The sequence below is a fragment of the Microbulbifer sp. JSM ZJ756 genome (genome assembly GCF_044383805.1).
Classification (GTDB): Bacteria; Pseudomonadota; Gammaproteobacteria; order Pseudomonadales; family Cellvibrionaceae; genus Microbulbifer; species Microbulbifer zhoushanensis.
This window is the reverse complement of the sequence record NZ_JBISER010000007.1, coordinates 228,593-250,556: the sequence shown is the minus strand read 5'-3', so window position 1 is coordinate 250,556 and position 21,964 is coordinate 228,593. Positions and strand designations below refer to the sequence as shown.

The 21,964-nt window shown below is 61.1% G+C and carries 15 protein-coding genes; 6 read left to right on the top strand and 9 right to left on the bottom strand.

Annotation, left to right across the window (positions count from 1 at the left end):
* Positions 1 to 352: 352 nt before the first annotated feature.
* The 3 genes from ACH6CX_RS13120 to tkt all read right to left on the bottom strand — a co-directional run bounded on the left by ACH6CX_RS13120 (position 353) and on the right by tkt (position 6,324).
* On the bottom strand, positions 353 to 2,899 hold the full coding sequence (locus ACH6CX_RS13120; RefSeq protein WP_396675526.1) for a PKD domain-containing protein: 2,547 nt from the start codon (positions 2,897 to 2,899) through the stop codon (positions 353 to 355).
* A gap of 221 nt (positions 2,900 to 3,120) precedes the next feature.
* Positions 3,121 to 4,170, bottom strand: coding sequence for a type I glyceraldehyde-3-phosphate dehydrogenase (gene gap / locus ACH6CX_RS13115; RefSeq protein WP_232939841.1), 1,050 nt, complete (start codon positions 4,168 to 4,170; stop codon positions 3,121 to 3,123).
* Between the two features lie 150 nt (positions 4,171 to 4,320).
* Positions 4,321 to 6,324, bottom strand: a complete 2,004-nt coding sequence (gene tkt / locus ACH6CX_RS13110; RefSeq protein WP_232939843.1) for a transketolase — start codon at positions 6,322 to 6,324, stop codon at positions 4,321 to 4,323.
* A gap of 252 nt (positions 6,325 to 6,576) precedes the next feature.
* On the opposite strand from tkt, the gene ACH6CX_RS13105 reads away from it, so the two are divergent.
* The 4 genes from ACH6CX_RS13105 (at position 6,577) to metF (ending at position 11,327) form a co-directional block, all read left to right on the top strand.
* Positions 6,577 to 7,542, top strand: coding sequence for a metalloregulator ArsR/SmtB family transcription factor (locus ACH6CX_RS13105; protein ID WP_396675525.1), 966 nt, complete (start codon positions 6,577 to 6,579; stop codon positions 7,540 to 7,542).
* 87 nt (positions 7,543 to 7,629) lie between these two features.
* Positions 7,630 to 8,850, top strand: a complete 1,221-nt coding sequence (gene metK, locus ACH6CX_RS13100) for a methionine adenosyltransferase (protein WP_232939847.1) — start codon at positions 7,630 to 7,632, stop codon at positions 8,848 to 8,850.
* Between the two features lie 125 nt (positions 8,851 to 8,975).
* On the top strand, positions 8,976 to 10,361 hold the full coding sequence (ahcY, locus tag ACH6CX_RS13095) for an adenosylhomocysteinase (protein WP_232939849.1): 1,386 nt from the start codon (positions 8,976 to 8,978) through the stop codon (positions 10,359 to 10,361).
* Between the two features lie 126 nt (positions 10,362 to 10,487).
* Entirely contained in the window at positions 10,488 to 11,327 is an 840-nt protein-coding gene (gene metF, locus ACH6CX_RS13090) for a methylenetetrahydrofolate reductase [NAD(P)H] (protein ID WP_237061911.1), read from the top strand.
* 38 nt (positions 11,328 to 11,365) lie between these two features.
* Here metF and ACH6CX_RS13085 read toward each other — a convergent pair whose 3' ends face one another.
* Positions 11,366 to 11,989: an OmpA family protein gene (locus ACH6CX_RS13085; protein ID WP_232939853.1), complete on the bottom strand. Its 624-nt coding sequence runs from the start codon at positions 11,987 to 11,989 to the stop codon at positions 11,366 to 11,368.
* A 213-nt stretch (positions 11,990 to 12,202) separates the two neighbouring features.
* Here ACH6CX_RS13085 and ACH6CX_RS13080 point away from each other — a divergent pair, with 213 nt between their 5' ends.
* Entirely contained in the window at positions 12,203 to 12,976 is a 774-nt protein-coding gene (locus tag ACH6CX_RS13080; RefSeq protein WP_396675524.1) for a hypothetical protein, read from the top strand.
* 17 nt (positions 12,977 to 12,993) lie between these two features.
* Here the strand turns inward: ACH6CX_RS13080 and ACH6CX_RS13075 are convergent, their stop codons facing one another.
* From ACH6CX_RS13075 to ACH6CX_RS13055, 5 genes are all read right to left on the bottom strand, one after another.
* On the bottom strand, positions 12,994 to 13,641 hold the full coding sequence (locus ACH6CX_RS13075) for an HAD family hydrolase (protein ID WP_396675523.1): 648 nt from the start codon (positions 13,639 to 13,641) through the stop codon (positions 12,994 to 12,996).
* Between the two features lie 19 nt (positions 13,642 to 13,660).
* Entirely contained in the window at positions 13,661 to 14,026 is a 366-nt protein-coding gene (locus tag ACH6CX_RS13070; protein ID WP_232939858.1) for a hypothetical protein, read from the bottom strand.
* An 81-nt stretch (positions 14,027 to 14,107) separates the two neighbouring features.
* Complete coding sequence (locus tag ACH6CX_RS13065) at positions 14,108 to 14,848, bottom strand: 16S rRNA (uracil(1498)-N(3))-methyltransferase (protein WP_232939859.1); 741 nt, start codon at positions 14,846 to 14,848, stop codon at positions 14,108 to 14,110.
* 78 nt (positions 14,849 to 14,926) lie between these two features.
* Positions 14,927 to 18,064, bottom strand: a complete 3,138-nt coding sequence (locus tag ACH6CX_RS13060) for an efflux RND transporter permease subunit (protein ID WP_334079293.1) — start codon at positions 18,062 to 18,064, stop codon at positions 14,927 to 14,929.
* A gap of 2 nt (positions 18,065 to 18,066) precedes the next feature.
* Positions 18,067 to 19,260, bottom strand: a complete 1,194-nt coding sequence (locus ACH6CX_RS13055; RefSeq protein WP_396675537.1) for an efflux RND transporter periplasmic adaptor subunit — start codon at positions 19,258 to 19,260, stop codon at positions 18,067 to 18,069.
* A 319-nt stretch (positions 19,261 to 19,579) separates the two neighbouring features.
* On the opposite strand from ACH6CX_RS13055, the gene ACH6CX_RS13050 reads away from it, so the two are divergent.
* On the top strand, positions 19,580 to 21,928 hold the full coding sequence (locus ACH6CX_RS13050; RefSeq protein WP_396675536.1) for a Tex family protein: 2,349 nt from the start codon (positions 19,580 to 19,582) through the stop codon (positions 21,926 to 21,928).
* Positions 21,929 to 21,964: the final 36 nt, after the last annotated feature.

Sequence of the window (21,964 nt, the reverse complement as noted above, 5' to 3'; positions counted from 1 at the left end):
ATACACATCGGCATAAATGCGCAGCTAGCCAGCGTAGGCGATGGGAACATCCTCACTGCAAAAACACACTTGCCGCTCATTGCGCATTGTATCGGATCACATGCCGGTGGTGCCCACAAGATCGAGCCTGGACAAGCAGGCCATGAATCACTTCTTGAACACATGGCCTAAGAATAAAAAATGAACTGAATCCGGTAAAATTGAGCGTCAAAAGCTTAGCCGTACCGCAATTATTCCATGACTTTAAGTCATAGACCCCAATTATAATTACTTATACAAATCTCACGGCTGGTAAGATAGCATTGAAAAAAGTCCGGGAATTCACCTTTATAATTACTGATTATTTTATCCTTCACCTGGCGATCATGATCCGATCCCCTGTTTTCAGGTTAACAGCAAATAATGCCTGATGATTATAACCTGTAAAGTAAGCGACCAACCCATCCTGAGAAATAGCGACAGACCTTATATTCATAAGGAATTCTCCCTCCCCTGCAGATTGGTCTGCCACCACTGCCCGATCTCCAGTCTCAATGTCTAGCAAAGAAATTTGGTCAAAATCAGACCTAATCAACAGGGATTTTCCGTCAGGCATCAAGTCGAGATCAGCCACGCCGTTCATGTATGGCCCTACCCCCTGATAAGGTTCATATATTGTTGTTCTATCTCCAGAAGCAACGTCAATCGAAAAAACCCTTGCGGAATCCGTTCCGCCCAAGCCCGCGTCGGCAACGAAAATTCTATCCGTCGCAGAGTCATAATTAATGCCTGTAGGATTAATAAACCCTTCGCCAGATCCAATTTCAGCGCTTGACACTATCTCTCGACTGAGATCCGAAAGGTTCAGCGCAATCACTGCCCCCACTTCAGCATCGGCAAAATACAGCTGATTATTCTTATTACTGAAAGCAATCCCCCGAGCGGACATAATCACAGGGCCCATACCATCTGAGTCTGTTGCAATAGAAGTTCGATCGCCGGTCTCCAAATCAACCCTCAGGACTTGGGCTGATGCACCAGAGGCATCATCCTTCTGCTGCAATATATAAGCGGTACCTGCGACTGAATTTACCTCCATTTTTCTCGGCCACTGAAGGACCGGACCACTGCCCCGGGAAACACCAGAAACTTCAGTCCTCACACCTGTCGATAAATCAACTTTTTGCAGGGACCCGCTCCCATAATCCAGGAGGTAACCATTATTCTCTTGACCAAGGTAGAAGTCGTAAAATTCTCCCACACCGGGTCCACTACCAACAGTTTGCTCAATTATTATTGAACGTTCAGCCGTACTACTATCAACAGTGAAAACAGAATCGGAATCCTCAGACCAACCTCCTATATCTCCGACCAGATATCGATCATAGTGGCTGTCATACAATACATTAACAGAGTATCCAGCCGTCACTCCTGACTGCCCATTCTCAGAGAAAACCTCACTATCACCGCTATCGACAAATACCCTGTATATATCACTCCATGGCTGAGAATAAACTACAGCCTTCCTGACAGGGTCAAATGCCATTGAAAATGGGTCTGCAATAGTCGGCCCCTCTCCAACACTGGCGGATGTAGCCACTGATCGATTCCCGGTCTCCAGTTCAACTGCAATCAACGACGCATTCGAATACACGTAAGCAAACCTGCCTTCCGTGTCTACAGTTAGCCGACTGGGGTTTGAAAACGCGATACCGGTACCAACCACGTCATTTGAGGAAACTATTTTTCGATCGCCTGTAGTTAGGCTTATTGAATAGAGAGCCTCTTGGCTCTCATCTATGCCTAACACCTGGTTTCCGAGTGGATCTATCTCTATATCATAGATCAGCTCCGGTATTGGGCCACTTCCGACAGCCTGGCTGGAAACCACCCCTGAATCATAGGTCTCGAGGTCGATATAATCGACCAAATGTGTAGAAACATTGAGAATCAGAAGCCGATTGCGATCAACATCATGAACTATATCCCATGGTTGTCCCGGCAACCTTGTATCAGTACCTATTAAGCTATCAAATTTACCTGATTTCAGATCAACGCGAAAAAGCCGATCGTTAGAAATTGAGGTGGAATCAAGTGCAAAGATTTTATCCGTATTAGCCTTGTCCAATGCGAAAAGTGGACGCACCAAGGTAGGCTTATTTTCTATGCTGACTTGTACAGATTTATCAATAACACCGTCTTGATATGCGTCTAATTGAATGATCGGACTTTGATCATTGGCTGGCAACGGCAAATCATTTATTAAGAAAACACCATTTTCCTGCACCTCGACAGATATCTCACCCGCTCCAGCTGTAGCCCTCACCCCGACGCTATCAACGGCAGCCCTCGCCCTCTCAATCGAACCTACTACGCTTATTGTGCTTCCAAAGAAACGGCTCCCATTGTAAGGAAACCTGATATCCAACTGACTGATCGGAGCGTAAGGCACAACAGTTACAATAACCTGGTCAATGGCTGAAGCGCCTTCGTTATCATTGACTGTAACCTGGAATTCGAATACAGCTTCCACCTCTACAACTGGGGCCACGAACGATATCGACTCTCCTTCCCAACTTTCTACTTCAATCGAGGGACCAGAAAGCTGCTCCCATTGGAAGCTATCAATCATTCCGTCAGAGTCTGTAGATTGCCCGGCAGACAAGAGGATGGTGGTCTCTTCATTAGCCACTATGTCTTCGCCAGCATGGGCTATCGGAGGCTGGTTTTGAGTCGTATCTCCAGTTCCAGAGCCTCCTGAGCCTCCTGAACCACCTGAGCCACCCGCGCCCCCAGAATCACCAGTGCCCCCTGTGCCCGATGTCGAACCACCACCGCCGCCGCCACCGCAACCGGAAACGATTATTGTGGTGCACAGAAAAATAGCCGCCAGCATGCGGCCAGGCCAGAAACATGTCATTGCATACCCCCAGTGTAATTTTTATCGTTATCCACAGGTTTAAGGTACATCGACCATATAAAGGCGCCCCTGCGGGGCAGACTCCAACAGGCATTACTCCAAAATTTTTGGCAAAGCTTTCTTATCGTAGAAGGAAATAACGGCAGGGATTGGTGAGCAGCAATCCCAATAAAGAAATTTGAGAACTGCCTCTCAATAATGCGAGCAGGTTGGCGCAGAAGCTATTTTATGTGGTCGTGGTGACTGGCCTCACGGCCTTCCAGGCTCTTTAATTGCATCGCCACGTCCAGCATCCGGTTGGCAAATCCCCACTCGTTATCAAACCAGATCAACACTTTCACCAGTTTGCCACCGGCAACGCGGGTCTGGCTGGCATCGACGATGCCGGAGCGGGGATCGTGGTTGTAGTCGCAGGAGGCGAGGGGCTCTTCGGTGTAGCCGAGCACGCCGGCAAAATCGTTCTTTGCCGCTGCACTCAGTACATCGTTTACTTCGGCCTGGGTCACGGTGTTGTGCAGTTGCACGGAGAGGTCGATTGCGGACACGTTGACCGTGGGTACGCGCATCGCCTGGGCCTCGAAGCGGTCGGCCAGGCTGGGCAGGATACGCTCGATACCGCGGGCAAGCCCGGTATCGACAGGAATAATGGAGGTAACCGCCGAACGGGTTTTGCGCAGGTCGGTATGGTGATAGGCATCGCTTACCGGCTGGTCGTTCATGGCGGCGTGGATGGTGGTGATCACTCCGGCATCGATACCAAACGCTTTATCCAGCGCGGCGATCACCGGGACGCTGCAGTTGGTGGTGCAGGAGGCGGCGGAGACAATGGTCTCCTTGCCAGTGAGGACATCGTCGTTGACGCCGTGGACGATGGTGGCGTCCACATCGCGGCTGGCGGGCTGGGAGAACAGGACTTTTTTTGCCCCGGCCTTCAGGTGCAGCTCTGCGCGGGCGCGCTCGGTAAAGCTGCCGGTGCACTCCAGCACGATATCAACCCGGTCTTTGCGCCAGTCCAGGTCTTCCAGCTGTTCATGGTGGGTCACCGCGATGCGGTCACCGTTAACGACCAGGGCATCGCCCTGCACTTCGACATCACCACCAAAGCGGCCGTGTACGGAATCGTAGCGGGTCAGGTGGGCGATGGTGGCGCAGTCGGCCAGCTCATTGATGGCGACGATCTGCAAACGATCGCGCGCGCCGGATTCATACAGCGCACGGAGGACGGAGCGGCCGATGCGGCCGTAGCCGTTGATGGCAAGTCTGATACTCATGAACTTCCAGCCAGTATCAGCATATTGAGCTGACTCCCGTGGGTGCTGGATCCCGGCCGGAACCGGGACGACGGCAGGGCAAAGTCAGGCTTCGCAGCCGTCATGCCGGCAAGTGCCGGCATCCAGGTAGAAGGTCGTGCAACGCACGTTTTACTTCAGCAGTTTCTCGACGGTCTGCGCCACATTGTCGACGGTGAAGCCGAAATATTCCATCAGCTCGCCACCGGGGGCGGATTCGCCGAAGGTCTTCATACCGACGATGGCACCGTCAAAGCCGACAAACTTGTACCAGTAATCCTGGTGGGCCGCTTCCACAGCGACGCGGGCGCGGACGCTGGACGGCAGCACCGACTCGCGGTACGCCTCGTCCTGGTCCATGAATGCCTCGGCACAGGGCATGGAGACCACACGGATCTTGCGGCCGGACAGCTGCTTCTGGGCTTCCATCGCCAGTTCCACTTCGGAACCGGTGGCGATGATGATGGCCTCCGGCAGGCCCTCGCAGTCGGACAGCACGTAGCCGCCCTTCTCCACCTGGGCCAGCTGGCCGGCGTCACGGCTCTGCGGCGCCAGGCCCTGGCGGCTGAAGATCAGGGCGCTGGGGCCGTCGTTGCGGGCCACTGCCATCTTCCAGCTCACCGCTGACTCGGTCGCATCGCAGGGGCGCCAGGTGTACAGGTTCGGGGTGGAGCGCAGGGCGGTCAGCTGTTCCACCGCCTGATGGGTGGGTCCGTCCTCGCCCAGGCCGATGGAATCGTGGGTGTAAACAAAGATCACCCGCTGCTTCATCAGTGAGGCCATGCGCACGGCGTTGCGCGCATACTCCATGAACATCAGGAAGGTGGCACCGTAGGGCACGAAACCGCCGTGCAGGGCGATCCCGTTCATGATGGCGCTCATGCCGAACTCGCGCACACCGTAGTAAACGTAGTTACCGGCGGCGTTATCGGAGCGCACGCCCACGGAACCGGACCAGATGGTGAGGTTGGAGCCCGCCAGGTCGGCAGAGCCGCCGAGGAATTCCGGCAGCATGGGGCCATAGGCATTCAGTGCATTCTGGCTCGCCTTGCGCGAGGCTATCTTCTCGCCGTTTTCCTGGCACTCGCGAATGTACTCATCCGCCTTGGTAAGGAAGTCCGCCGGCAGTTCGCCGCTCATGCGACGCTCGAATTCCGCCGCCAGCTCCGGGAACTCCTCCTGGTAGTCGGCGAAGATATCGCGCCACTCATCTTCCTGCGCCTCGCCCTTGTCGCGGGCGTTCCAGCCAGCGTAGATATCTTCGGGGATCTCGAACGGGCCGTGGTTCCAGTTCAGGGTCTCGCGCACCAGGGCGATCTCGTCATCACCCAGCGGCGCGCCGTGGCACTCCTCGCGGCCCTGCTTGTTAGGGGAACCGAAGCCGATCACGGTCTTGCAGCAGATCAGGGTGGGCCTGGCGGTCTCGGCGCGGGCCTCCTCGATGGCCTGCTTCACCGCCGCCGGGTCGTGGCCGTCGACACCCGGGATCACATGCCAGCCATACGCCTCGAAGCGCTTGGGCGTGTCATCGGTGAACCAGCCCTCAACCTCCCCATCGATGGAAATGCCGTTGTCGTCGTAGAAGGCAACCAGCTTGCCCAGCCCCAGGGTACCGGCCAGGGAGCAGGCTTCATGGGAGATGCCCTCCATCAGGCAGCCGTCGCCGAGGAAGCAGTAGGTGTGGTGATCCACCAGTTCATAGCCCGGGCGGTTGAATTGCGCCGCCATCACTTTCTCTGCCAGCGCCATGCCCACCGCGTTAGTGATGCCCTGGCCCAGCGGGCCGGTGGTGGTCTCGACACCGGGCGCGTAGCCATACTCCGGGTGCCCCGGGGTCTTCGAGTGCAGCTGGCGGAAGTTCTGCAGCTCCTCGATCGGCAGGTCATAGCCGGTCAGGTGCAGCAGGGAGTAGAGCAGCATCGAGCCGTGGCCATTGGACAGCACGAAACGGTCGCGGTCCGCCCAGTCGGGGTTGGCCGGGTTGTGCTTCAGGTAATCGTTCCACAGGACCTCGGCAATATCTGCCATGCCCATGGGCGCGCCGGGATGGCCACTCTTGGCTTTCTGCACGGCATCCATGGACAGGGCACGAACGGCATTGGCCAGTTCGGTGCGGGTCGGGTTGGAAGAAGTCATAGGGCTCTGCTCTCAGGTCAGTTTGCGGGGCCGGGCCGCATTCACCATAGGCCACGGCGGCGAAAAAGGAGGCGTATTTTCACGCAATCGGCGGCGCTGCGCAAAGGCCGGTGGCCGATTGTCGCGTTATTCACGCAACAAAATTGCTCCGCAGGTGCCGGCGCTTAAAACAACACACCTGCATCAAAATATTTTTATGGAGCTATATCAAAATCCTTTGATGCAGGCTGGAACGCTGCTAGACTGCGCCTCATGCCAGATCCCCAGCACGCCATCCAGCAACCGGAACAGACCATTCCGGACGCCATCCCCCAGCTGGCCGCGACCCTCAAGGCCGCGGGGGATCCGCTGCGCCTGGAGATCCTGCGCCTGCTGAGCCAGGACTCCTACAGCGTGCTGGAGCTGTGCCGCATCTTCACCCTGCGCCAGCCGGCGCTCAGCCATCACCTGAAAGTACTGGCCCAGGCCGGCCTGGTGAGCAAGCGGCGCGAGGGCAACAACCTGTTTTACCGCCGCAGTGGTGACGGTGAGGCGCTGCGGGGCCTGTTTGCCAGCCTCGACCGCCTGCCCCTGTCCCCGGAACGGACCGCCGCCGTGGCGACCATTGCCCGGGAGCGCGCCGAGGCTTCGCGCCGCTTCTTCGCCGACTATGGCAATCGCTTCCGCGAGCAGCAGGAGCTGATCGCTGGCTACGAAGTCTACGGCCCGCAGGTGGCCCAGCTGCTGAAGCCCGGGACCAGGGCCCTCGAGGTAGGCCCCGGTGAGGGGGAGTTTCTCGCCGAGCTGAGCCCCCGCTTCGACAACGTCACCGCGCTTGACCTGTCCGAGACCATGCTCACGCGGGCCCGGCAGTTTGCCGATGACCGCAACCTGGCGAATATCGACTTTGTCTGCGGGGACACCCGCGAGGCCGCCGCGCGGCCACAGAGCGCCGACAGCATCGTGGTCAATATGGTGCTGCACCATACGCCGGAGCCGGCACAGATATTCCAGGACCTGCAGCAGGCCCTGAAAAGTGGCGGCCAGCTGCTGGTGGCAGAGCTGCAGGACCACCGCCAGGACTGGGCCCGCGAGGCCTGTGGTGACCTGTGGCTGGGTTTTGCCCCGGAGCAGTTGCAGGCCTGGGCGGAAGACGCCGGCCTGCAGGATGGTCGCAGCGTATACAGCGCCCTGCGCAATGGCTTCCAGATCCAGATCCGGGAATTCCTGAAACCGTAATTTAACCGCGGGAGCCTGCCCTGGAGGCTCCCGCAATAACACCGAGCATTATTTCGTTTGCCGCAGGCAAGACATGGAGACTTTCACATGAGTGAATACAGACTGTTTACCTCGGAGTCCGTATCCGAGGGGCACCCGGACAAGATCGCCGACCAGATCTCCGACGCGGTGCTCGACGCACTGCTGGCGCGCGACAAGCACGCGCGCGTGGCCTGCGAGACGCTGGTAAAGACCGGCGTGGCGGTGATTGCCGGCGAGATTTCCACCAGTGCCTGGGTGGACCTGGAAGACCTGGTGCGCAAGGTGATCACCGATATCGGTTACACCTCCTCGGACGTGGGCTTCGACGGCGACACCTGCGGCGTGCTGAACATGATCGGCAAGCAGTCGGTGGATATCGCCCAGGGTGTCGACCGCGCCAAGCCGGAAGACCAGGGTGCCGGGGACCAGGGCCTGATGTTCGGCTATGCCACCGACGAGACCCCGACCTTTATGCCGGCGCCGGTTTACTACGCCCACCGCCTGGTGGAGCGCCAGGCCGAGGCGCGCAAGTCCGGCCTGTTGCCGTGGCTGCGCCCGGACGCGAAGAGCCAGATCACCTTCCGCTACGACGAGCACGGCAAGCCGTGCGCCATCGACGCGGTGGTGCTGTCCACCCAGCACAGCCCGGAAGTAAGCCAGGAAGACCTGCGCGAGGCGGTGCTGGAGCTGATCGTGCACCACGTGTTGCCGCAGGAGTGGCTGCACGAGGGCACCAAGTACCACATCAACCCGACCGGCAAGTTCGTGATCGGCGGTCCCGTGGGCGACTGCGGCCTGACCGGGCGCAAGATCATCGTCGACACCTACGGTGGTTCCGCCCGCCATGGCGGCGGCGCCTTCTCCGGCAAGGACCCGTCCAAGGTCGACCGCTCCGCCGCCTACGCCGGTCGCTACGTGGCCAAGAACATTGTCGCCGCCGGGCTGGCCAAGCGCTGCGAGATCCAGGTGTCCTACGCCATTGGCGTGGCCGAGCCCACTTCCGTGTCGATCAATACCTTCGGTACCGGCAAGGTAAGTGAGGACAAACTGATCGAGCTGGTGCGCGAGCACTTCGACCTGCGTCCCTACGCCATCTCCCGGGCCCTGGACCTGCTACACCCGATGTACCAGCTGACCGCGGCCTACGGCCACTTCGGGCGCGAGCCGTTCGAGCACACTTACAGCTGGACCGATAGCAGCGGCCAGCAACGCAGCGAGACCTTCACTGCCTTCCCGTGGGAAAAAACCGACAAGGCCGAGATCCTGCGACAGCACGCGGGCCTGTAAACCCGGGAAATAATGAACTTAACCGTAGGAGCGGCCCATGGCCGCGAACGATACACGCTTCGAGACAGGCAGAAATCGCGGCCATGGGCCGCTCCTACAGAAAACACAAATTCAAAGAGGTTGGAATGAACCAGATGAGCACTGAATTCAAGGATTTCAAAGTCGCCGATATTACCCTGGCGGACTGGGGCCGCCGCGAGATTGAAATCGCCGAGGGCGAGATGCCGGCCCTGATTGCACTGCGCGAGAAGTATCGCGCAGAGCAGCCGCTGGCCGGTGCGCGCATCATGGGCTGTATCCACATGACCATCCAGACCGCAGTGCTGATTGAAACCCTGGTGGCGCTGGGTGCCGAAGTACGCTGGTCTTCATGCAACATTTTCTCCACCCAGGACCACGCCGCCGCGGCCATCGCTGCCAGCGGTATCCCGGTATTTGCCTGGAAGGGCGAGACCGAGGAAGAGTACGAGTGGTGCCTGGAACGCACCGTGGGTGACGACGTGGCCGGCTGGCAGCCGAACCTGATCCTCGACGACGGCGGCGACCTGACCGAGCTGCTGCATCGCAAGTACCCGCAGATCCTCGATAACTGCCACGGTATCAGCGAGGAAACCACCACTGGTGTGCACCGCCTGCAGGACATGCTGCGCGAGGGCACCCTGAAAGTGCCGGCGATCAACGTCAATGACGCCGTCACCAAGAGCAAGAACGACAACAAGTACGGCTGTCGCCACAGCCTGAACGATGCCATCAAGCGCGGTACCGACCACCTGCTGTCCGGCAAGAAAGCCCTGGTGATCGGCTACGGTGACGTGGGCAAGGGCTCCGCCGCCTCCCTGCGCCAGGAAGGCATGATCGTGAAGATCTCCGAGGTGGACCCCATCTGTGCCATGCAGGCCTGCATGGACGGCTTCGAACTGGTTTCCCCTTATAAGGACGGCATCAACACCGGTACCGACGAGGGTATCAACAAGGAGTTGCTGGCCAACACCGACCTGCTGGTGACCACCACCGGCAATACCAACGTGTGCGATGCGCATATGCTGAAAGCGCTGAAGAGTGGCGCTGTGGTGTGCAACATCGGCCACTTCGACAACGAGATCGATACCGCCTACATGCGCAAGCACTGGGAATGGCAGGAAGTGAAGCCGCAGGTACACAAGATCGTGCGCAATGCGGCAGACAACGATCACCTGCTGCTGCTGTCCGAGGGCCGCCTGGTGAACCTGGGCAACGCCACCGGCCACCCCAGCCGCATCATGGACGGCTCTTTCGCCAACCAGGTACTGGCACAGATTCACCTGTACCAGGAGAAGTTTGCCGACCTGCCGGCGGACCAGAAAGTTTCCGCGCTGTACGTGAAAGTGCTGCCGAAGAAACTGGACGAGGAAGTCGCCCGCTACATGGTCGAGGGCTTCGGCGGTGTGATCACCCGCATGACCGAGGACCAGGCCAAGTATATCGGCGTTGCCGTGGAAGGCCCGTTCAAGCCAGAAAGCTACAAGTATTAATTGAACCGAGACTGGACGCCGGCGCGAGCCGGCGTGACGATGCTGGTTGCAAGATCGTCATTCCGCCCTGCCGCACTCCGGCACCGGGCGGGGTCCAGCCCCTCGGGGACTGGAAAAGACAGTATCATGACCGACACCCCCAGAATCAGCTTTGAGTTTTTCCCGCCCAAGACGCCCGAGGGCCGGGAGAAGCTGTACAAGACCCGCGAGACCCTGCAGGAGTTTGACCCGGCGTTCTTCTCCGTCACCTACGGCGCCGGCGGTACCACCCGCGAAACCACTGTGGATATCGTCACCGGCCTGCGTCGCGACGGTATCTCCATCGCGCCGCACCTGTCTTTCGGCGGTGATAACGAGGAGACCGTGCTGGGACTCCTGAACGCCTACCGGGAAGCGGGCGTGGATCGCATCGTGGCACTGCGTGGCGATATGCCTTCCGGCATGGGCGCTGTGGCGCAGCTGGTGTACGCCAACGAATTGGTGGCCTTTATCCGCCGCCATACCGGCGACCGGTTCCACCTGGAAGTTGCCGCTTACCCTGAGATTCACCCGGAAGCGGGCTCTTACGACGACGACATTCGTTACCTGAAGGGCAAGTTCGAGGCCGGCGCCAACAGCGCGCTGACCCAGTACTTCTACAACCCGGATGCCTACTTCTATTTTCTCGACCAGTGCGAGAAAGCCGGCATCGATGCGCCCATCTACCCGGGCATCATGCCGATTACCAACTTCACCAACCTGGCGCGGTTTTCTCGCAACTGCGGTGCGGAAATCCCCCGCTGGTTGCGCCACCGCATGGAGAGCTTCAATAACCCGGAAGATATCCGCAAGCTGGGGCTGGAAGTGGTCACCGACCTGTGCGATACCCTGCTGCAAGGCGGCGCCCCGGGCCTGCACTTCTATACCATGAACCAGGTGGACCCCACCGCGGAGATCCTGCGCTCGCTGGAGATCGGCACCGCCTGAACCGGTGCCCGGCCTGCCCGCTCATCGACTGCCTGCAGTCATTGATCGGCGGGCCGGTTGCCTGTTTCCGGTGACTCCTGCTGTTCTTCATGCTGCAGTTGCACTGACACCGGTTGCGAATCGAAATTCACCACGCGTATCACCAGTCGCCGGTTCTTCTTCTGCCCCGCAGGGGTACTGTTGTCAGCGATCGGAACCGTATCCCCGAAACCCTCTGCTGCCACCCGTTCGGCATCGATGCCGCGCTCGAGCAGGAACTGGCGCACCCAGTCTGCCCGCACCTGGGACAGCCTGCGATTCTTCTCCGGGTCGCCCTCGTTGTCGGTATGCCCCTCAATCACGATACGCATGGCCGGGTAATCGCGCATGATGACCAGCAGCGCCTCGACATCACCGATGCTATCCATACGCGGGGCAAAGCCGCCGGGCTCAAAACGCACGCCCAGGATAAATTCGTTCCCGTCCTCACGGGGCTTGCCACGCAGGTAGCGCACCATGGCATCCCCAAACGGGTTCGCCTTGCGTGCCAGCTGCTCCGCTGCGCCCTCCTTTACATTGGGCAGCGGCTCCAGCGCATACTTTTTGTTGGGATCGTCATAACAGGCGGGCAGGGACACCGTGACCAGCAGGCCAGATACCAAGGCACAGAAAAATCGCGTCATCAGGAAAGCTCCCCGACTGGCTGGCGTCATTTTCATTGTAGTACACGCTGGGCCGCAGAGGCTGGGCCGCATAGGCTGGGCCGCACAGGATGCGCCGCAGAGGCTGGCTGGCGCACAGCAGCCACAAGCAGTGACGCCCCGGAGTGGCCACGTACCAGTGTCTCGTGGCGCACCCTAGGATACCCGCAGGCCCTGCAGCCACGGGAGGCCACCATGTCCGTTTGTCCCGCCAAGTGCCTGTACAGCTGGATGCTACTGGTGCCCCTACTGCTGTTGGCCGGAGTCTTTACTTTCCTCGCCTCCCACGCCAATACCCCGCAACTGCTTACCGTGGCCCCCGACACCGCCCTGGTGGATGCCCAGCGGGGCCTGAGGGTATCGCTAACCTGGCGCGTGGCCAGTGCCGGCGGTGCCCGCTCATCGCACGGCGAGTTTGTCGACCTGGACCGCAACCGGGTACTGCAGAAAGTGGAGCGCCCACTCGCATTCGGCGCCGACATGGCGCGACTGAACGAGGAGGTACGGCTGGCACCAGGGCAGCTGCGGGCCTGGTATGGTGAGGGGGTACGCAGGCTTGGCTACCGTCGCAGCTTTGCCGGCCCGGCCGGCAGCCTGTCGAACTTCCTGCTGATCGACCTGCCCGCCAGCGGACGGCTGGTGGCACTGGACGCGCAGCCGGCCCGGCAGACATTGAGTGGCGACTCGCGGGAAATGATGGTGCGCTGGCAGCTGCACGGGGATATCGGCGGCGTGCGGGCCGAATCGGAAAGCGGTTACTTTATGGTGGGCGACCGGGTCGTCTATGCCACCGGTGAGCCACTTTTCAGCGATGGCGGCGATACGGCAACCGAACGGGTGTCGGTGCCGCGCTGGCTGGTGGAGGACCTGCTGGATGGCGGCATAGAGCGTATCCGCTATCAACGCACCTTTATTGACAGCCGGAACGGCCGTCGCAGTGCAGCGGTGATCGTCGACCTGGCCCGCTGAGACAATGTAGCCGGTGGTCAGAGGTAGTCCATTACCGCCATCAGGTCGCTGACCACCCGCGCGCCCTCGCGCTCCAGCTGTGGTGCGCGCACCGGGTGGCGGCTGTAGCCCACGACAGGCATGCCCGCGGCCACCGCCGCCTTTACCCCGGCGATGGAATCCTCCACCACCAGGCAGCGATGGGGCTCCACCCCCATGGTGTGGGCGGCATGCAGGAACAGGTCGGGCCAGGGTTTGCCACGCCTGACGTCATCGGCACTGAAAATGCGGCCATTGAAGTACTCGAACAGGCCGGTTTTGTTCAGGGTGAGCTGCATTTTTTCATGGGAGCCGGAGGAGGCCACACAGCTGCGCAGGCTGACCTGCAGCAGGTGATCGAGCAGGTCCTCGATGCCGGCGATCGGCTGCAACTCGTGGTGGAAAGCCTCGCGGATACGCCGTTCAGTATTGCCGAAATAGTGGTCGGGAAGCGGCCCGCCGTAGCGGGTCTCGATTTCCAGCAGGCAGTCTTTTGCCGGGCGCCCGCTGAACTGCTCGTCCAGCTCCTCGGCAGTGGCCTCCATGCCGAGCTTGTTCATTTCCTCGGCCAGGACGCGACAGACAATGGTCTCGCTGTCCACAAGCACGCCGTCGCAGTCAAAGATAACCAGTTCAGTGGCAAACATCTGTGGCAGTCACCTGATCTCAACTCGCGGAAAGTAACAGCAGGCCCAGCAGCACGCCTATGGCCCCACTGACCCGCAGGAACGTCTCGTTGCCCTGGGCAATCTTTATAGCCAGCGCCTTGCTGCGTTCAAAGCCGATATGGAGCATATAGGCACCGGCCAGTACCAGCAGCACACCGAGTGCGTTGAACAGGACGTTCCAGGCCCGGGTATCGGCGATCAGCAGCAGGATGAGCCCCACGACAAGGCGGCCCCAGGCGGAAATTGCATAGCCGGTCTCATTGAGGCGCTCGCTCATGCTGCGCGCCAGTGAGGGCTTGGCGATGATTGCGATGGACAGCACCAGGATGGTGAGGCCCAGCAACCACAGAATCAGTTTAACCATCACATCCTCTCCCTGTCTGGATGAAACTGTCGAACCCGAAGATTAACCCGCGCAGCGCTTAATGGAAAACCCGGCGCGGTTTCAGAGATCCCCCCACTGGTACTGCAGCACAGACAATGCGGCGACTGGTGCAGTCTCTGTACGCAATACCCGCGGGCCGAGCCGCAATGGCAGGAAATCCTGCGCCAGAGCCGCATCGATCTCCGCCGCGGACAGGCCGCCTTCCGGACCCACCAGCAACAGGGCCGAGCCGGGCCGGCCGTGCTCGGACTCCAGGTCCCGCAGGTGTTTCTCAGTACGGTGGTGGAGCACCAGTTTCAGGTCGCTGTCAGCGCCCGCGTCGCCCAGGTAGCCGGAGAATTTCTGTGGTGTCGACACTTCCGGCACCCGGTTGCGCGCGCACTGCTCGCAGGCGCTGATTGCCACCTGCTGCCAGTGGGCCAGCTTCTTTTCCAGTCGCTCGCCTTTCAGCTTTACTTCACAGCGCTCGGTAAACAGCGGCTGGATCCGGGCCACCCCCAGCTCCGTGGCTTTTTGCACAACCCAGTCGAAGCGGTCGCCGCGGGAAATACCGATGGCCAGGGTCAGTGCCAGCGGTGACTGGCGATCGCCCTCGACCCAGTCCAGCAGCCGCACGCGGGCGCGCTTGCCGGCCTCTGCGAGTTCGGCACTGTACTCGCCCCCATGGCCATCAAACAGAACCAGGGGGCGGCCCGCCTGCAGGCGCAGCACCTTGACCAGGTGGCGGCTGGCGCCCTCGTCCAGCTCGATTTCGGTCCGCCCGGCCAGGGGCTCATGGGAATAAATACGCGGCACGCGCATCGACAATCATTCCTCGACAGGGAAAGGGAAATACGAAAACGCCGACCCGGGGTCGGCGTTTTCTGTCAGGCTGGTAGTTTAGGCCTTTTCGAGGCTCACCGACAATTCCGGGTCGGAGCCGCGCCGGCTGTGCAGCCGGGCGCGGATGATCTCGATCACCTTGTACAGGTTCGGCACCAGGAGCAATGTCACCGCAGTGGCGAACAGAACACCGAACGCCAGGCTGACCACCATCGGGATCAGGAACTGGGCCTGGATCGAGCGCTCGAACATGATCGGCACCAGCCCCACAAAGGTGGTGATGGAGGTCAGGATAATCGGGCGGAAGCGGTCCCGGCCCGCCTGGACCACCGCCTCCATCACTGCCACACCCTCAGCGCGCAGCTGGTTGATACGATCCATGAGTACCAGGTTATCGTTGACCACCACACCTGCGGCGGCCAGGAAGCCCAGCATCGACATGATGCTGATCTCGTAGCCCAGCAACAGGTGACCGACAATCGCGCCAAAAAACCCGAACGGCACCGCAGTCATGATCAGCAGCGGCTGTGAGTAGGAGCGGAAGGCGATCGCCAGCAACGCATAGATCGCAAACAGCGACAACGCAAAGAACGCGATAATAGCGGTGCTGAACTCCTCCTCTTCCTGCATTTCACCAGCCGTCTTCAGGGCAAAGCCCGGGAACTGTTTCTCCCACTGCGGCACATGCTCGTCGCGCAGCTGTTTCAGGATTTCCTGCGCCGAGGCGCTACCCGGCGTCAGCTCCGCAGTAACCCGGGCTGTGCGCTCACGATCGCTGCGGCGGATGGTGGTGTACCCCGGCACATAGACTGCATCGGCCACCGCGCTGAACGGCACCTCGCCCTCGTTGGTGCGGATACGGATGCGGTCAATCTGCTCTTCACTGGCACGCTCCTCCTGCGGGTAGCGCACCATCACGCGCACATCCTCGCGGCCGCGGGGGATACGCTGTACCTCCTCACCGTAGAAACCCTGGCGCACCTGCTTGGCCACGCCGGCCAGGTCGATGCCCATGTTGGTGGCGTGGGGCTTCAGCTGGATCTCGATATCCTGCCGCGCACTGACCAGGTTGTCGCGCACATCGTAAACCCCGGCGTAATTGTCCAGCGCGTCCTTGACCGCATCGGCAGCCATGCGCAATTCGTCCATATCGCCGGACGCAGTGCTCAGGTTTAGCGACATACCGGCGCCGCCATCATTAATGGTGTGCTGTATGCGCATTTCCTCGACGCTGGCCGGCAGCTCACCCACGAATTCCCGCCAGCGCAGGGCCAGCTCCTCGGAGGTAACGTCGCGTTGCTCGCCATCGGTCAGCTGCAGCAGCACGGTGACGTTACCGCGCCACAGGAACACCATTGTGTTCTCGACAAACGGTACGCCGCCGTTTTTCTCCAGCAGTTCCGGATCGGCCGCCAGCCTGTCGCCGGCAGCCTCGAACTTCTCCATCACCCGCTTGGTTTCCTCGAAGGACTCACCGGGGGCCATGGTGGTGCGCAGCTCCAGCATGTCGGACGGCACTTTGGGCGAGAACGCCGAACCGACGTAGCCCCCCTTGAATACCGCGAAAGACAGGAACAGCGCCATGAGGAAGATCATCACCGTGGCGCGGCTGTTGGAGAGGGATTTTTCCAGCAGCGGCAGGTAATAACGGTCACCGGCCTGTTTCATGGCACCGGCGAACCTGGCCCGAAGGTTCTGCAGCTTCAATCCCAGCCCGGAGGTGGCCTGTTTTTCCGGCTTCATATTCACCAGGTGCGCCGGCAGGATCAGCAGCGACTCGACCAGCGAGAAAGCCAGGCACAGTAGCACCACCACCGGCAGCGCATACATCATCTGCGAGGTGTTGCCGGGCAGGAACAGCATGGGTATGAAGAACACCATGGTGGAAACCACGGCGAAGATCACCGGCGTCGAGACCTGTTTCACCCCCGCTTCGGCGGCCTGCAGGCCCGTGAGCCCGCGGTCGTGGGCGGCATGCACCGCCTCCCCGACGATGATGGCATCGTCAACGACAATACCGAGAATCAGCAGGAAGGCGAACAGCGACAGCATGTTCAGCGTGACGCCAGTGGTGGGCAACAGCCAGAAGGCACCCATAAACGCGGTGGCGATACCGATGGTCACCCAGACGGCCAGCGCCGGGCGCAGGAACAGCATCAGCAGCACAAACACCAGCACCAGGCCGCCCAGGGCGTTGCCGGCCAGCAGCTCCATACGGCCCTCGTAGGCCTTGGAGAAGTCGAACCAGATCTCGAACTCCATTCCCGGGGGCAGCTGTTCACGGGCCTCGGCCATGAACTGCTTGATATGGTCGGCAGTGGCCACCACATCCAGCGGCTCGCCCTGCAACACCCGCAGGTTCATCGCCGGCTTGCCGTTGAAGCGGATCACCGAACCCTCTTCCTCGAAGCCGTCATCAATACTGGCCACGTCACCCAGCAGCAGCCGGGTGCCGTCGGCGCGGCTTACCAGCGGGATACTGGCAAAGTCGTCAGCAGTGTAAGCCTGGCCACGGGTCTGCACCTGGATATCGCCCCGGTCGGAGCGCACCATGCCCGCCGGCAGGTCGATGGAGGAGCGGCGCACGGCGCCGGCCACATCGTCGAAGGTCAGGTTGTAGCGGCGCAGGTCCACTTCCGACACCTCGATGGAGACTTCGTCGGCGCGATCACCCCACACGTCCACCCGGCGCACGCCGGGCAGCAGGATCAGCTCATCGCGCAGCTTCAGCGCGGTGTCCTTGAGCTCGTGCGGGCCCACCGGACCGCCGATGGCGATCATCATCATCTGCGGCGCCCATTCCTCCAGCTGGATCACCGGCCGCTCGATGCTCTCGGGGAAGGTGTTGATGGAGTCCACCTGCACCTTGATATCGTTCAGCAGGCGCAGCTCGTCATAACCATCTGTCGCCTCGATACGGACCGAGCTGTGGCTGCGCCGGGAGAAGGAATTCACCTCCTTGATGCCCTTCACCTCGGAGATGGCCTGCTCGACCCGCAGGGTAACCTGCTGCTCCACTTCCCGGGGACCGGCCCCCGGATAGCTGATTTCCACCCGCACAACACCCGGGTTGATGGCCGGGAACACCTCGCGACCGATATGTGAAATACCGAACAGGCCGCCGATGACAATCATGATCATCAGCAGGTTGGCGGCCCTGCTGTTACGGACGAACCATCCGATGATGCCCTGCATGATCAGCCCTCTCTTTCCAGCTTGGTGTCGGCGGCAACAGTCGCCCGCGCCTCATCGACACCCACCTCGGCCTCATCGCTCTCCGACGGGCTGTCGTCGCCGACCTGCAAGCCGGCGGGCTTCTCGTTCAGCGGGTTGGGGGTAAGCACCATGCCCTCGCGGGAATAACCCAGGCTGGAGACCACCACGCGGTCGCCGCGGGTGATATCACCGCGCACCCAGACTTCCTCCTCGACCGTCTGCAGCAGTTCCACATCCCGGAAGCGCAGCTTGTTCTCCGCATCCAGTACCAGCAGGTGATCACCCTCGTGCAGTGCCTGGCGCGGCAGGATCGCGATATCGTCCAGGGTCTTGCCGGCGATATGCGCCTCCACGAACAGGCCGTTGATCAGCGGCACCTCGCCCTCGTAGGGCTTGTGGACCTGGGCCACGGCATAGACGAAACGGCTGTTGGGATCGATATTCGCCTCGGTACGCACGATCTCGCCGCGCCACTCGCGCTCCTGGCCGGCCACCCGTGCACGCATCCGCACGGCCGGGCCGTTATCGATGGCCTGGCCCAGCGGCAGGTTGAGGAGGGAGAGCTGCTGGTCGGTGAGCGGCAGCCGCACCTCGGCGATGGAGGTACTGTGCACCCGCGCCAGCCTGGTGCCCGGGGTCACGTACTGCCCCAGGTCGACAAAGGTTTCCACCACCCGGCCGGCGAACGGCGCCTGCAGGCGGGTACGCGCCAGGTCGAGCCTGGCCTGGTCGCGATCCGCGCGGGCCGCGGCTACTTCGGCCTTGGCGGCATCCAGCTGGGGCTTGCGCAGGAACAGTGCATTGGCTTCTGCGGTGCCCAGGTCGCGCCATTCGCGCTTGGCCTGCTTGGAGCGACCCTGTTCCTGTGCCAGTACCGATTTGGCATTGGCCAGCTTGGCCTCGGTGCGGGTCAGCTGGTGCCGGTAGTCGGCGGGCTCGATCTGCAGCAGCTTTTCACCCTTGCTAAAGAAGCCACCGGCGACGAAAGCCTCGCTGACGCTCTCGATGGTGCCGCCGACCCGCGCCACCACCTCGATCTCGTGGCGGGCACGTACGGAGCCCTGGCTGGGCACCAGCAGGGTGTGGCGGGCGGGGTCGACATAAACGATGTCCGCTACCGGGGGCACGGCCTTCTCGGCAACTTTTTCCTCCGGCTTGGGCTGCAACAGCCACACCAAGCCTATGGCCACGACTCCAACGGCAATAACGGCCGCAAAAATTTTGTTCTTTTCGGAAATTCTCACAAAGACCCTCGACCGGAATGCAAGTAAAATTTGATCAAAATTTGACTAGTTGCGCATTCTACTGGAGTTCCACAAGGAAAGAAGCCTTTTTGAATGCAGACCATCGCAACATCCAGTGGGCCTGCCGCAAACCTTCCGCAGCGGGCGCCGCTCGCGCATAATGCTCGTCCCAAATAGCCAGCCGATACCGCCTGTAACGGGCCCGTCGGCGCTGAGAAGTACACCCCGCGGAATGGATGTAGAAAATAAGATGCTGGATATCAACGCGCGAATTGCCGAAGAACTCAACGTCAATACGCGGCAGGTGGCTGCCGCCGTGGCCCTGCTGGACGAAGGTGCCACGGTGCCCTTTATCGCCCGCTACCGGAAAGAGGTCACCGGCGAACTGGATGACAGCCAGCTGCGTACGCTGGAGGAAAGACTGCGCTACCTGCGCGAGCTGGAAGACCGCCGCGCCGCGATCCTCAAGAGCATCGACGAACAGGACAAACTTACGCCGGAACTGGCACAACAGATCAATGCCGCCGATACCAAGAACCGGCTGGAAGACCTCTACCTGCCCTACAAGCCCAAGCGCCGCACCAAGGGCCAGATCGCCATCGAGGCCGGCCTGGAGCCCCTCGCGGACGCCCTGTTCAACGACCCGACCCTGAATCCCGAAGAGCAGGCCCAGCCTTACATCAATACGGATAACGAGGACGCCTCCCTGCACGTCAAGGATATCAAGGCCGCCCTCGACGGTGCCAAGTTCATCCTGATGGAGCGCTTTGCCGAAGACGCGGAGCTGCTGGGCAAGCTGCGCGATTTCCTCAAGCGCGACGGCCAGGTGAAGTCCAAGCTGCTGGACGGCAAGGAACAGGAAGGCGCCAAGTTCCGCGACTACTTCGAGTATGCCGAGGACTGGTCGAAGGTACCCAGCCATCGCGCCCTGGCCATCTTCCGCGGTCGCAACGAGGGCATCCTGGCCATCAACCTGGGGCTCGAGGGCGACGAGGAGCGCGCCCCCAGCCAGGCGCACCCCTGCGAGGTGATGATCGCCCGCCACGTGGGCGTCGAGGACCAGGGCCGCGCGGCAGACAAGTGGCTGGGCGAGGTGGTGCGCTGGACCTGGCGTATCAAGCTGCTGACCAGCCTGGAGACCGACCTGCTGGGCGAACTGCGCGAGAAAGCCGAGGAAGAGGCGATCAAGGTATTCTCCCGCAACCTCAAGGACCTGCTACTGGCGGCCCCGGCGGGCCAGAAGGCCACCATCGGCCTGGACCCGGGCCTGCGCACCGGGGTGAAAGTCGCCGTGGTGGATGCCACCGGCAAGATCCTGGATCACACCGCAATCTTCCCCAACCCGCCGCAGAACCGCACCCGCGAGTCCGCCGCGGTCATCGCCGCCCTGTGTGAGAAATACAATGTAGGCCTGATCGCCATCGGCAACGGCACCGCCAGCCGTGAGACCGACAAGTTCGTGGGCGAGACCATCAAGCAATACAAGCTGTCGGCCCAGAAAGTGATGGTGAACGAGGCAGGCGCCTCGGTGTACTCCGCCTCCGAGTTCGCCGCGCGGGAGTTCCCGGACCTGGACGTAACCATCCGCGGCGCCATCTCCATTGCCCGCCGCCTGCAGGACCCGCTGGCGGAACTGGTGAAGATCGAGCCCAAGTCCATCGGTGTAGGCCAGTACCAGCACGACGTTTCCCAGACCCAGCTGGCCCGCTCCCTCGACGCGGTAGTGGAAGACTGTGTAAACGGCGTTGGCGCCGAGCTGAACTCCGCCTCGGCGCCCCTGCTGGCCCGGGTCTCCGGCCTGAGCGCGTCAATCGCCAACAATATCGTCAGCTACCGCGACCAGAACGGCGCCTTCAGGAACCGCACCCAGCTGAAGGAAGTGCCGCGCCTGGGACCCAAGGCATTCGAGCAGGCCGCCGGCTTCCTGCGCATCAATAACGGCGAGGATCCGCTGGATCGCTCCGGTGTGCACCCGGAGTCCTACGTGGTGGTCAAGCGCATTGCCGAGAAGAACGGCCGCGAGATCAACAGCCTGATCGGCGACTCCGGCTTCCTGCGCCGCCTCAACCCGGCGGACTACACCGACGAGAAATTCGGTGTGCCGACGGTCAAGGACATCATTGCCGAGCTGGAAAAGCCCGGCCGCGACCCGCGCCCGGAATTCCGCACCGCCCAGTTCGAAGAGGGTGTCGAGGAAATCAAGGACCTGCGCCCGTCGATGGTGCTCGAGGGTACGGTCACCAACGTCACCAACTTCGGCGCCTTCGTCGATATCGGCGTGCACCAGGATGGCCTGGTGCATATTTCCGCCCTGTCGGAAAAGTTCGTCAAGGATCCGCACGAAGTGGTGAAGGCCGGCGATATCGTCAAGGTGAAGGTGATGGAAGTGGACGTGCCGCGCAAGCGTATCGGCCTGTCCATGCGCCTGTCCGACGAGCCCGGTGAGCAGGGCAGCGGCGGCGTGAAGAAGGGGGACCAGCGCGAGGGCCGCCAGGCGCAACGGCACAACAACCGCAACCGCCAGCAACGGGGCGGCGGCAACGGCCGCGGCAGCATGGGCGACCTGCTGGCGGCGGCCATGTCCGGCAAGAAGAAGTAATTCTTTTCCGGCCATTCGCGGCCGGCGGCCGCTCCT

Coding starts and splice junctions, on each gene's coding strand:
- ACH6CX_RS13120 (WP_396675526.1), bottom strand. CDS start 2,899: ATGACATGTTTCTGGCCTGGCCGCATGCTGGCGGCTATTTTTCTGTGC.
- gap (WP_232939841.1), bottom strand. CDS start 4,170: ATGAGTATCAGACTTGCCATCAACGGCTACGGCCGCATCGGCCGCTCC.
- tkt (WP_232939843.1), bottom strand. CDS start 6,324: ATGACTTCTTCCAACCCGACCCGCACCGAACTGGCCAATGCCGTTCGT.
- ACH6CX_RS13105 (WP_396675525.1), top strand. CDS start 6,577: ATGCCAGATCCCCAGCACGCCATCCAGCAACCGGAACAGACCATTCCG.
- metK (WP_232939847.1), top strand. CDS start 7,630: ATGAGTGAATACAGACTGTTTACCTCGGAGTCCGTATCCGAGGGGCAC.
- ahcY (WP_232939849.1), top strand. CDS start 8,976: ATGAACCAGATGAGCACTGAATTCAAGGATTTCAAAGTCGCCGATATT.
- metF (WP_237061911.1), top strand. CDS start 10,488: ATGACCGACACCCCCAGAATCAGCTTTGAGTTTTTCCCGCCCAAGACG.
- ACH6CX_RS13085 (WP_232939853.1), bottom strand. CDS start 11,989: ATGACGCGATTTTTCTGTGCCTTGGTATCTGGCCTGCTGGTCACGGTG.
- ACH6CX_RS13080 (WP_396675524.1), top strand. CDS start 12,203: ATGTCCGTTTGTCCCGCCAAGTGCCTGTACAGCTGGATGCTACTGGTG.
- ACH6CX_RS13075 (WP_396675523.1), bottom strand. CDS start 13,641: ATGTTTGCCACTGAACTGGTTATCTTTGACTGCGACGGCGTGCTTGTG.
- ACH6CX_RS13070 (WP_232939858.1), bottom strand. CDS start 14,026: ATGGTTAAACTGATTCTGTGGTTGCTGGGCCTCACCATCCTGGTGCTG.
- ACH6CX_RS13065 (WP_232939859.1), bottom strand. CDS start 14,848: ATGCGCGTGCCGCGTATTTATTCCCATGAGCCCCTGGCCGGGCGGACC.
- ACH6CX_RS13060 (WP_334079293.1), bottom strand. CDS start 18,064: ATGCAGGGCATCATCGGATGGTTCGTCCGTAACAGCAGGGCCGCCAAC.
- ACH6CX_RS13050 (WP_396675536.1), top strand. CDS start 19,580: ATGCTGGATATCAACGCGCGAATTGCCGAAGAACTCAACGTCAATACG.